General features: G+C 66.3%; 8 protein-coding genes and 1 riboswitch. Of the genes, 4 read left to right on the top strand and 4 right to left on the bottom strand.

Going from position 1 to position 11,780, the window contains the following annotated elements; genetic code table 11:
- Window positions 1-8 precede the first annotated feature (8 nt).
- A complete protein-coding gene (locus QP457_RS16255; RefSeq protein WP_165377825.1) occupies window positions 9-419 on the top strand; it encodes a VOC family protein in 411 nt (136 codons plus the stop codon).
- Window positions 420-515: 96 nt separating this feature from the next.
- On the opposite strand, the gene gcvP is transcribed toward QP457_RS16255, so the two are convergent.
- A complete protein-coding gene (gcvP, locus tag QP457_RS16250; RefSeq protein WP_205406295.1) occupies window positions 516-3,383 on the bottom strand; it encodes an aminomethyl-transferring glycine dehydrogenase in 2,868 nt (955 codons plus the stop codon).
- Between the two features lie 61 nt (window positions 3,384-3,444).
- Window positions 3,445-3,547: riboswitch (glycine riboswitch) on the bottom strand.
- A gap of 299 nt (window positions 3,548-3,846) precedes the next feature.
- On the opposite strand from gcvP, the gene QP457_RS16245 reads away from it, so the two are divergent.
- From QP457_RS16245 to QP457_RS16235, 3 genes are all read left to right on the top strand, one after another.
- Window positions 3,847-5,073, top strand: coding sequence for a multidrug effflux MFS transporter (locus tag QP457_RS16245; protein ID WP_099818917.1), 1,227 nt, complete (start codon window positions 3,847-3,849; stop codon window positions 5,071-5,073).
- A gap of 141 nt (window positions 5,074-5,214) precedes the next feature.
- A complete protein-coding gene (locus QP457_RS16240; protein WP_205406296.1) occupies window positions 5,215-6,111 on the top strand; it encodes a siderophore-interacting protein in 897 nt (298 codons plus the stop codon).
- 77 nt (window positions 6,112-6,188) lie between these two features.
- Window positions 6,189-6,581 (top strand): hypothetical protein, encoded by a 393-nt coding sequence (locus tag QP457_RS16235; protein ID WP_089236443.1) that lies wholly within the window; start codon window positions 6,189-6,191, stop codon window positions 6,579-6,581.
- 121 nt (window positions 6,582-6,702) lie between these two features.
- On the opposite strand, the gene QP457_RS16230 is transcribed toward QP457_RS16235, so the two are convergent.
- The 3 genes from QP457_RS16230 to QP457_RS16220 all read right to left on the bottom strand — a co-directional run bounded on the left by QP457_RS16230 (window position 6,703) and on the right by QP457_RS16220 (window position 11,748).
- Window positions 6,703-8,673 carry a M2 family metallopeptidase gene (locus QP457_RS16230; RefSeq protein ID WP_205406297.1) on the bottom strand — a complete coding sequence of 657 codons (1,971 nt, stop codon included), beginning with the start codon at window positions 8,671-8,673 and terminating at the stop codon, window positions 6,703-6,705.
- Between the two features lie 676 nt (window positions 8,674-9,349).
- Entirely contained in the window at window positions 9,350-10,999 is a 1,650-nt protein-coding gene (locus QP457_RS16225; RefSeq protein WP_205406394.1) for a phosphoethanolamine--lipid A transferase, read from the bottom strand.
- Window positions 10,996-11,748 carry a phosphatase PAP2 family protein gene (locus QP457_RS16220; RefSeq protein WP_100553213.1) on the bottom strand — a complete coding sequence of 251 codons (753 nt, stop codon included), beginning with the start codon at window positions 11,746-11,748 and terminating at the stop codon, window positions 10,996-10,998. Before QP457_RS16220 ends, QP457_RS16225 begins: the two co-directional genes overlap by 4 nt.
- Window positions 11,749-11,780: the final 32 nt, after the last annotated feature.

Below are 11,780 nucleotides of genomic sequence, written 5' to 3'. Positions count from 1 at the left end.
AGCACCGCATGTTGCGCAGCCGTCCCTTCCTGATGTTCACCGGCCAGGCCGAAGCAGCGCTGGCCCTGTACGCCGAAGCCTTCGCCGAATTCCGCCTGCTGGCCCTGCAGCGCCATCCGGACGGGGCGGGCGCGGGCGTGCCCGGCCAGGTCCGCCAGGCCATTTTCCTGCTCGGCGGCACCCACTACCTGTGCTTCGACAGTCTGGATGTGCACGACTTCACGTTCACGCCCTCGATGTCGCTGTTCGTGGAATGTGCGGGTGCCGAATCGTTCGAACGTGCCGCGCGCGTGCTGGGCGACGGCGGGCATTGGCTGATGCCGGTAGGCGACTACGAGTTCAGCAGCCGCTATGGCTGGGTGCAGGACCGTTTCGGCGTGTCGTGGCAATTGAGCCTGGGGCAGGTGCCGGATCCGTGATGGCAAAGCATCCACGCATGGCGTGGATCTACTGGAAAGGAAAACGGCCCGCTTGCGCGGGCCGTTCTGTTACCGAATCACCGATAGCGCGAAGGCTTACGCCTCGACTTCATCGTCCTTGTAGGCATCGACCGGGATGCAGGCGCACATCACGTTCTTGTCGCCGTACACGTTGTCCACACGTGCCACCGGCGGCCAGTACTTCTGCAGCTTCAGGCTCGGCAGCGGGAAGGCGGCCAGCTCGCGCGGGTAGGCGTGGGTCCATTCGCTGGCGGTCACCGCCGTGGCGGTGTGCGGCGCGTTCTTCAGCGGGTTGTCCTCGCGGTCCAGGCGGCCGTCTTCGATCGCGGTGATCTCTTCGCGGATCTGGATCATCGCGTCGATGAAGCGGTCCAGCTCGTGCAGCGATTCGCTTTCGGTCGGCTCGACCATCAGCGTGCCGGCCACCGGGAAGCTCAGGGTCGGGGCATGGAAGCCGAAGTCGATCAGGCGCTTGGCCACGTCTTCGGCACCGATGCCGCTGGTCTTCTCCAGCGGACGCACGTCCAGGATGCACTCGTGCGCGACCAGGCCGTTGCGACCGGTGTACAGCGTCTTGAAGTGCGGGGCCAGGCGCTTGGCGATGTAGTTGGCGTTGAGCTGGGCGACCTGGGTGGCCTTGCGCAGGCCCTCGGTGCCCATCATCGCGATGTACATCCAGCTGATCGGCAGGATCGAGGCGCTGCCGAAGCTGGCGGCGCTGACCATGCCGACCGGACCATTGTCACCCAGCTTGCCCGGCAGGAACGGGGCAAGGTGCGACTTGACCGCACACGGGCCAACGCCCGGGCCGCCGCCGCCGTGCGGGATGCAGAAGGTCTTGTGCAGGTTCAGGTGCGAAACATCCGAACCCCACTTGCCCGGCTTGGCCACGCCGACCAGGGCGTTCATGTTGGCACCGTCGGTGTACACCTGGCCGCCGTGCTTGTGGATGATCTCGCAGATCTCCACCACCTCTTCCTCGAACACGCCGTGCGTGGACGGGTAGGTCATCATGATCGCGGCCAGACGGTCGCTGTACTTCTCGGCGTTGAGGCGGATGTCCTCGACGTCGACGTTGCCGTTGGCGTCGGTCTTGGTGACCACGACCTTCATGCCGCACATCTGTGCCGAGGCCGGGTTGGTGCCGTGCGCCGAATCCGGGATCAGGCAGATGTCACGGTGATCTTCGCCGCGCGAGCGGTGGTAGGCACGGATCGCCAGCAGGCCGGCGTACTCGCCCTGCGCGCCGGAGTTCGGCTGCAGGCTGACGGCATCGTAGCCGGTGCACTCGACCAGCATCGCTTCCAGCGAATCGATCAGTTCCTTGTAGCCCAGCGCCTGCTCGGCCGGCACCAGCGGGTGGATCTGCGAGAACTCCGGCCAGGTCACCGGAATCATTTCGGCGGTGGCGTTGAGCTTCATGGTGCACGAGCCCAGCGGGATCATCGTGCGGTCCATCGCCAGGTCCTTGTCGGCCAGCGAACGCAGGTAGCGCAGCAGTTCGTGCTCGCTGTGGTGGGTATTGAACACCGGGTGGGTCAGGAACGCGGACTGGCGCAGCAGGCCGGCCGGCAGCGCGTCGGCGGTGCTGGCATCCAGCGCGTCCACATCAACGTTGGCACCGAACAGCGCGCCCACGGCGACGATGTCGGCGCGGGTGGTGGTCTCGTCCAGGCTGATGCCCACCGAGCTGCTGTCGATCGCACGCAGGTTGTAGCCGGCCGCACGGGCCTTGGCATGGATCGCGTCGGCGTCGACACCGGTCACGTGCAGCGTGTCGAAGAAGTCGGCGCCGACCTGCACACCGGCGGTGCGCAGCGCGCTGGCCAGGATCGCGGCCAGGCGATGGGTGCGGCGGGCGATGCGGGTCAGGCCTTCCGGACCGTGGTAGACGGCGTACATCGAGGCCATCACTGCCAGCAGCACCTGTGCGGTACAGATGTTGGAGGTGGCCTTCTCGCGGCGGATATGCTGTTCGCGGGTCTGCAGGGTCAGGCGGTAGGCCGGATTGCCCTGCGCGTCGATCGAGACACCGATCAGACGGCCCGGCATCGAACGCTTGTAGGCGTCACGGCAGGCCATGAACGCCGCATGCGGGCCACCGAAACCGAACGGCACGCCGAAACGCTGGCTGTTGCCGACCACGATGTCCGCACCCCATTCGCCCGGGGCGGCCAGCAGGGTCAGGGCCAGCAGGTCGGTGGCCACGGCCACCAGGCCGCCGCGCGCGTGCACGGCATCGACCAGCGCCTTGTAGTCGCCGACCTGGCCGAAGGTATCCGGGTACTGCAGCAGCAGGCCGAAGGCTTCCGCTTCCAGCGCTTCGGCCGGGGTGCCCACGCGCAGCACGATGCCCATGGGCTCGGCGCGGGTACGCAGCAGTTCCAGTGTCTGCGGGTGCACGGCATCGTGCACGAAGAAGGTGTCCGACTTCGACTTGGCCGAGCGCTTGGCCAGGGTCATCGCTTCAGCAGCGGCAGTGGCTTCGTCCAGCAGCGAGGCGTTGGCGATTTCCATGCCGGTCAGGTCGGCGCACAGGGTCTGGAAGTTGATCAGCGCTTCCATGCGGCCCTGCGAGATTTCCGCCTGGTACGGGGTGTAGGCGGTGTACCAGGCCGGGTTTTCCAGGATGTTGCGCAGGATCACGTTCGGCGTGTGGGTGCCGTAGTAGCCCTGGCCGATGAAACTGCGCAGCACGGTGTTCTTGTCGGCGATCGCGCGGATCTTCGCCAGCGCCTGCACTTCGGTGATCGACTCCGGCAGCGCCAGCGGTGCCGGCGACTTGATCTTGGCCGGGACGATGGCATCGGTCATCGCATCCAGCGATGCGTGGCCGATGACGCCGAGCATCTGCGCGATCTCGGCATCGTTGGGGCCGATGTGGCGCTCGACGAACGCCGAATGGTGCTCGAGCTCACGCAGGGAAGGGGTGTTCTGGGACATGGCGAAGGATCCGTCAGGAAAGGGCACACGCACGGGCACAAGCCGCCGGTCGGCGGTCTGCGGGCGCCCCTCTGTCCTTTTGCCTGAGAGTTTAAAAGCGCGGAAAACCGCAGCTTCGTGCCCCTTCGGCGCCGGATCGAACCGGTCTCTCCAGAGTTCTGTTACGGGTGGTATCGGGCCTGAGCGATTACGGGCGTTGCGCCTTCGGCAGCGGTGACCTGCTTCTCCCACCGTGTTGCCCGCCGATTATAGCCTCTTGCCGGTGCCCGACGGTGGCCCGCAGCGGCCTCACAGGCCTGAATGGCCGATGGCCCGGGCGTGCGTTCTGTGCACCCGTGCATGGCGTCGCACGCATTCCCCACCTATGATGGTCGGATTCTCGTATTCATCTGGCGCCGTCCCTGCTGCAGGGGATCGGCGCCCGCCGTGCGTGTCACGCATGGCCCTGCCGGACGCTTGCCCGATGACCGCCGCTGTTGCTCCTTCCACCCGCCGCATGGCCCTGTTGCTCGCTGGCCTGGCCATGTTCGGTCCGTTCTCGATCGACACCATCTTTCCTGCGTTTCCGCAGCTGGCCCAGCGCCTGGCGGTGGACGAGGTGGCGGTGCAGCAGACCATCAGCGTCTACCTGCTGTTCTACGGCCTGATGAGCCTGGCCCACGGCCCGCTGTCCGATGCCTGGGGGCGCAAGCGGGTGATCCTCGGCGGCCTGGTGATCTTCGTCGGTGCCTCGGTTGGCTGTGCGTTGTCCACCGACCTGACCACGCTGCTGGCGTTCCGCGCACTGCAGGGCCTGTCTGCCGGTGTCGGCATGATCGTCGGCCGCGCGGTGATCCGCGATCTGTACCACGGCCACGACGCGCAGCGGCTGATGAGCCAAGTGTCGATGCTGTTCGGTATCGCCCCGGCCATCGCGCCGATCATCGGCGGCTGGATCCTGCTCAGCGGTGCCGGCTGGCCGCTGATCTTCTGGTTCCTGGTGGTATTCGCGCTGGTGCTGCTGGCGGCCACCGCGCGCTTCCTGCCGGAAACCCATCCGGCGCAGGCACGGGTCGCACTGTCGCCACGCACGTTGATGCGCGACTACGTGCGCATCGGTTTCAACCCGCGTTTCCTGCGCCTGGCGCTGGCCGGCAGCATCGGCTTCGGCGGCATCTTCCTGTACATCTCCTCGGCGCCGGCCATCGTGATGCAGCACCTGCATCTGGGTGAAGGCGGCTTTGCCTGGCTGTTCATTCCCACCATCGGCGGCATGACCACCGGTTCGTTCCTGTCCGGGCGCATGGCCGGGCACAGCACACCGACGCGGCAGGTGGCCCTGGGCTTTACCTTGTGCGCGGTCTCTGCCGTGTTGAACATCGGCTACGTCAGCCTGGCGCCGCAGTTCGCGCTGCCGTGGGCGGTGATGCCGATCTTCCTCGGCGGCATGGGCATGGCGCTGATCTTCCCGATCCTGGCGCTGGCAGTGCTGGACATGTATCCGCAGCAGCGCGGCCTGGCCTCGTCGCTGCAGGCCTTCGTGCAGCTGATGATCAGCACCGTGGTGGCCGGCGTGGTATCGCCACTGCTGCACGACAGCCCGCTGCATCTGGCACTGGGACAGGCGGCCTTCTTCGCGGCCGGCTTCGTGTTCTGGTATTGGGAACATCAGCGCGAGCGCGCAGCAGAGGCAGCCGGCACGGCGCTTTGAGCGTCGCGCAGGGGTAGGGTGCGCCATCACGCGCGGGCCCGTTGCGGCGCCGCGGGCAGGGATTAGGCTGGGGTTTCCAGCGAGCCGGTTCGTGGATGCACGACAGCCAGCCATTCCGATGTCGTCGTATGAGGTACCCGCATGGCTGCGCAGCAGACCTACCGCCTGTTCGAGGTGGCGCTGAAGGAGCGCCGCGTTCTTTCTCCTTCCCTGGACCGCATGGTGTTCACCGGCGCCGACGTAGCGCGCATGAAGACCGAAGGCCCGGACCAACGCATCAAGGTGTTCTTCCCCTTGCCCGGCCAGGACGCGCCGGACGTGCCCAGCGGCGAAGACTGGTACGCCCGTTACCGCGCACTGCCCGATGACGCGCGGCCGCCGATGCGCACCTTTACCATCCGCCAACTGCGCGCTGAGGAGTGCGAGGTCGACGTTGACTTCGTGCTGCATGGCGAGACCGGACCGGCCTCGCGCTGGGCCACGCACGCACGGCCGGGCGACCGCGTGGTGCTGCTGGCCCCGGATGCCGACTGTGCGGACAGCAGCGAGGGCTGGGAATGGAAGCCGCCAGCCGGGGTCGGCCAGGTGTTGCTGGTGGCCGATGAGACGGCATTGCCGGCAGTGGCCGGCATCCTCGAGGAACTGGCCGGGCTGGCCGATCCGCCGCGCACGCTGGCCCTGCTGGAGATCGCCCAGGCGGGCGATGCGGTGCCATTGAAGGCACCGGCCACGGCCGAACTGGTGTGGTTGCCGCGCGGGCAGCAGGCCCATGGGCAGCGGTTGCTGCAGGCCGTGCAGGCGCGGCTGGTGGCGGCCCCGGCGGTGGCCGAGGCTGCAGAACTGGACGAGATCGACGTCGACGCGCAGATCCTGTGGGAGCAGGCTGATGCCAGCGCGGACGGCGCGATGTATGCCTGGGTGGCGGGCGAGGCCGGCGCGGTGATGGCGATCCGCCGGTATCTGGTGAAGGACTGCGGCCTGGATCGCCGCGCGATCACTTTCATGGGCTATTGGCGGCAGGGGCGGGTGCTGGACTGAGTCGATACCGTGCCGGTGTGAACCAGCATGCAGGGGGCGTGGGTTATCCTTGCGCCCCCGCAATGCAAGCCCCACTGATGTCGACCTCTTCCAAATCCCGCCGCGACCAGCGCCGTCGCCAGGAACAGCAGGCTGCCAACAAGGCTGCCGCCACCGCCTCGCCCGTCGAGCCGCATGCCGAACTGCGCGACACCCAGCGCACGCTGCTGGCCGGCGTCGTCCGTCGCGATGGCGAATGGGTGCTGGGCATGGATGGCCGCATTGCCGGTCAGAGCGAAAGTGCGGCGCAGGTGCTGGCGCTGATCATGCAGGCCGGTGAACTGCACGAACGGCAGGGCACGCCGGTGCGCTTGATCTATTCGGATGCGCTGCGCGATGCAGCGCAGGCCGAAGCCAACGAGAAGGGTCAGACCTTCGAGGAATTCAAGGCCGCGCTGGCCGCGCAGCTGGCGGCGAAGAAGAGCAACTGATCGTCATCGCGGTAGCGCCGGGCCATGCCCGGCGAGCGCAGCGGTGTGATGAAAAGCCGCCGGGCATGGCCCGGCGCTACCGGATCAAAAGGGGCGGATCCTCGCGGACCCGCCCCTTCTTTCATTTCGCCGCCGCTGCCGGTGCCGCGTTGGCCTGCCAACCGCACATCTGGCCTTCGTTCTGCTGCTTCAACCAGGCATTGACCGGGCTGAAGTACTCGATCATCGGGCCGGCATCGAGCTTGTCCGAGCCGGTCAGTTCCTTCAGCGTGGCCTGCCACGGCTGGCTGGCACCCTTGCTCAGCATCGCCCAGTACTTCTGGCCGGCTTCCTTGTTGCCGTAGAAGGTGCACTCGTGCAGCGGGCCCTTGAAGCCGGCGGCATCGCACAGGCCCTTGTAGAACTGGAACTGCAGGATGCGCGCCAGGAAGTAGCGGGTGTACGGGGTGTTGCCCGGCACGTGGTACTTGGCACCCGGGTCGAAGAACTCCTCGCCACGGGTGCTGGCCGGTGCCACGCCCTGGTACTTGGCCTTCAGGTCCCACCAGGCCTTGTTGTAGTTGTCCGCGGTGATCGAACCATCGAACACGCCCCAGCGCCAGCGGTCGATCATCAGCCCGAACGGCAGGAACGACACGCCCGACAGCGCCATGCGCATCTGGTTGTTGATGACCGCTTCGCGGCTCTCGGTCGGCGCATCGACCAGCCCGATCGAGCTGAGGTACTTCGGCGTCATCGCCAGCACGATGGTGTCGCCGATCGCTTCATGGAAGCCATCGTTGGCACCGCCCTGGAACAGCGGCGGCAGCGGGTTGTACGCCAGGTCGTAATAGATGTGGCCCAGCTCGTGGTAGATGGTGGTGAAGTTCTCTTCGTTGGGCTTGATGCACATCTTGGTGCGCACGTCGCCTTCCATGTTCATGTCCCAGGCGCTGGCGTGGCAGACCACGTCGCGGTCGTCGGGCTTGATGAACTGCGTCTTGTCCCAGTACGACTGCGGCAACGACGGCATCCCCAGCGACACGTAGAAGTCCTGCGCACGCTCGGTCATCTGCTTGGCTGTGCGCAGTTCGGCTTCGCGCTGCGCCTTGTACTGCGCGGCCACGTTCGCATCCTTGCCAGCCTTGGCCAGCGCCGCGCTCAGGTTGGTCTGGTACTGCTTTTCCAGCGCCGCGGTGATGTCCAGGCTGCCGGCGCCCGGGTACGGTTCCAGCTGGTCCCACAGGTTGGACCAGTCCTGCTGCCACATGTTGCCCATCAGGTGCGCGGCGATCAGGCCGTTGCCCACCTCGGCCTTGTCCTTGCCATAGGTCTTGTCCAGCTTGCCGCGCGCATAGCAGTGCAGCTGCTCGTACATCGGCTTGACCTGTTCCCACAGGCGATCGGTTTCCGGGCCGATCTGCTCCGGCGGCATGTCATAGCCACTGCGCCACATCTGCCCGGCATCGGTGAAGCCCATGCCCTTGGCACCTTCATTCACCAGGCCGACGAACTTCTGGTAGTCACCACGCATGCTCTTGGTGGTGCTGTGCCAGCCCTGCCAGGCATCGAGCTGCTGGTCGTAATCGCGGCTGCGCGCCAGCACCTGCTCCAGCTCGCCCAGCTGGCGGCAGGAGTTCGGATCGTTGGCGTCGGAGCAGTACTTGCCTGCGCCGTAGCTGCCTTCCATGCGGGTGGCGATCTGTGTCAGTTCGGCCAGCTTGGCCGGGTCGCGCGGTGCCGGCATCGACGACATCAGCTTCAGCAGGTGGATCGCGCGCTTGCTGTCCTCGCTCATCGGCTTGCCGTCGAACTTGCCGGCCTGCTCGATCCAGCTGTTGAGCTGGGTCAGCGAACGCTCGTTGGCCTTGGCCGCGATGCGCTCTGAATCACCGTTGATGTAGGTGGAGGACAGCCACTGGGCCGAGGTCATCTCCGGGTAGGCCGCCTTGAATTCGGCATTGATGCGGGCCACGAACTGGTCAGCGGTTTCGCCGGCCGGTGCGCTGCTGCTGGCGGTATCGGTGCCTGGGGCAGCTTCCTTCTTGCAGGCGGCCAGGGCCAGCGTAGCGGCGGCGATTGCCGCGGCCAGCAGGAGATGACGGTGTTTCACGGGCGATCCTTGGGTGGTGAACGACCGCCGAAGGCTAGTGGGCAGGGCTTGCCACCGCAAGTGGCGGAAGTCGGCCGGGCGGCGCCCGGCACCCGCAGAGGCCTTCAAGCAACGGCAACGTCAACGTCAACGTCAAAAGCGGGGATTCCGTGGGATGGCGGGGCGGTGTCGGAGTGCGGGGACGCCGCAAGTACGTCCCTGTAGGCTTGGCAGCCGCTTGCTCGTGTGCGCTGTCCTGCGCACACGGCAAGACCGGGTTTGGGCATCCTGCCCAACCCGCCCGAGGCATGCCTCGGGCCCATGCGGCTGACACCCCGCACTCCGACACCGCCCCACCTCTGACAGATCTCCGCGGCTGTTGGTGGGTGTCGACCTTGGTCGACACATCTGTCAGGTATCGACAATAAAAACGGGGTCAGATCCGCTTTCCTCCGGAAAACGGATCTGACCCCGAGAGATGGCCTGACAGATTGCGGCCAACTGTCGAAGGCGGGGTGGGTCCGGTGGCGGGAGTGTCCGCGGCATGGATGCCGCGGCCAAGCCCCCATGGACGGGTTTACGGCGTCTCCCGCCACCGGACCCACCCCGCCAACCCTCAGGAAACCCGCTTCTGCTTTTGCTTCGGCCGTTGCCGTTGCCTCTGCAGGTGCAGGGCTGCAAGCCCTGCCGACAAACCCTAACTCTCGCAGCCAGCGAACAGATCGCGATCACGCTCGTACAGCGAGGTCTTCACCTGCATCAGCCCCAGCACCGACGGGAACAGGTTGTCGTGGTCGGTGTAGCTGGCCGAGCGCTTGCGCACGCACTGCAGATCCAGTCCACGGCTGCTGGCAAAGCCCGGTGAGAACCACATCGTCATTGGTACCCGGGTCTGCTCGGCCGGTGCGATCGCGTATGGCACGCCGTGCAGGTACAGGCCCTTTTCGCCCAGCGACTCACCGTGGTCGGACAGGTAGATCATCGCGGTGTCGTAGTCCTGCAGGCCCTGCAGCGTACCGATGGTCTTGCTCAGGAAATGATCGGTGTACAGCACGGCGTTGTCGTAGCTGTTGGTGATTTCTTCGCGCGTGCAGCGGCCGATGTCGCGGGTATCGCAGGTCGGGGTGAAGCGGCGGAAGGCGGGCGGGTAGCGCTCGAAATAGGCCGGGCCATGGTTGCCCAGCTGGTGCATCACCACCACCCGGTCACCCGGGCGTGCACGCACCTGGGTCGCCAGGTCCTGCAGCAGGATCTCGTCCATGCAACGGCCATCGGCACACAGCCCCGGCGTGGTCGCATCCGACAGTGACTGGAAATCCAGGCCCTCGCATACGCCCTTGCAGCCGGACTGGTTGTCGCGCCACAGCGGTGTGATGCCCGCGCGGTTCAGTACATGCAGCAGCGATTGGTGCGCACGGATCTTCTTTTCGTCGTACTCGTGGCGTCCCCACGGCGAGAACAGGCACGGCAGCGACACCTCGGTACTGGTGCCGCAGGAGTGCATGTCCGGGAAATTGACCACCGCCGCTTGGGCCAGCTCCGGCGTGGTGTTGCGGCCGCCATTCAAGCCCCAGTTCTGCGCGCGTACCGTTTCGCCCATCACGATCACCAGCAGGCGTGGCTTGCTGGTCGGTGCGCGCGGGGTCGCCTTGGCATCGGTACCGATCGGCAACTTCGGCGCGCGTTGCACCGGGTTGTCGCCGCGCAGCGCACGCGGCAGCCCCAGCAGCACATTGGCGGGCGTTGCCAGGTAGCGCACTTCGCGCTGGTTGCGCATCAGGGCCGACACATCCTGGAAGGACACCAGCGCGCCACCGAGTGCGGTGGCCGCAGCGACCAGCAGGAAGCCGATGCGCCACAGCAGGCTGCGGCCCCAACTGCGGCGGCGCAGTTCAACGCGCCACAGCACCACCATCGGCAGCGCGGCCAGCAGCAGTACCGGCCACAGCAGCGACACCGTCATCAGTTCGCGGCTTTCCTTCGGGTCGGTGGCCAGCACGTTGCGCAGCATGTCCGCATCCAGATAGATGTGGTAACGGCTCATGTAGTGCGCGGCGAACGCGGTGACCAGCAGCAATACGCTGATCACCACCTTGGCATTCCAGCGCCACACCAGGATGCCCAGCAGCACGCCGTGTGCACCCAGCAGCAGCAACAGCAGCGAAAGCGCATAGCGCAGGCTGCCCGGATGGCTGGCCATGGCGCTGTGCCAGAACAGGCCATTGCCGGCCACAGCGAAGAACAGGCTGGTGAGAATGATCAGCGCTTCGGTGGACAGCTGTGGCCGCCATGCGCGGACGCTGGCCAATGTCGGCAACCGGAAGGAACGTTGGACCGATGCGTTCATGCAATCGCCTCCTGGCGGGTCGAGCGGTCCAACTGACGGCGGACCATCAGGTACAGGCCCAGCGACAGCAGCCAACATATCAACGCGGTAGCAACGTCATGCGAAAGGAAATGGGCGCCACGAAGCTGCTGACCGATGCCGAACACCAGGCCACTGCCGAGGCCGATCCAAAGGCCGGCCCGGCGCCACGACGGTCGCCACAGCAGAGCGAAGAAGTACAGGCACAGCCACGCGTAACCGGCGCTTGCGTGGCCGGCGGGGAAACAGGCGCGGGCGGCCATGCCGGTCGGGCGGTTGCTGAAAAGGCCGACGAACGGTTCGTGTCCGCCATAGCGCAGCAGATCCCACGGACAGTCCATCGGTACCAGCGACTTCAGCAGGGAAATCGCGCCCGTACCCAGAGCCATGGCAATCACCACATACAGCAGCGCCCAGCGCAGCGTGCGATCGCGACCACGACGCCAGTGGTGGAAGCACAGCAGCATCACCACCAGGGCCGCAGCGGTGCTCAACCATTTGCCGCCTTTATGCACTACCGAACGGGTCAGCCAGCTGTTCTGCAGGGCCCATTGACCGCCCTCCAGGCGGAACAGATGGTCGGCCAGCCACTGATCGCCACCGAAGCCCATCAGCAGGGTGAACACCGCAATGCCGATGACAGAGGGCAGCCAAAGATGGGTAACGGCAAAACGCGACGCCAACAGCGATGGCGCGAAGGAGACTGCCGGGGCAAGAGGACGAGCGGGCATGCAGGGAAGGGGCCGTTACGGGAATCCGCGGC

Origin of the sequence: Stenotrophomonas sp. As-7 (genome assembly GCF_030291015.1) — a bacterium.
GTDB classification, from domain to species: Bacteria; Pseudomonadota; Gammaproteobacteria; order Xanthomonadales; family Xanthomonadaceae; genus Stenotrophomonas; species Stenotrophomonas lactitubi.
Note: the sequence above shows the minus strand (reverse complement) of the source record. Positions and strands in the feature narration are given on the sequence as shown.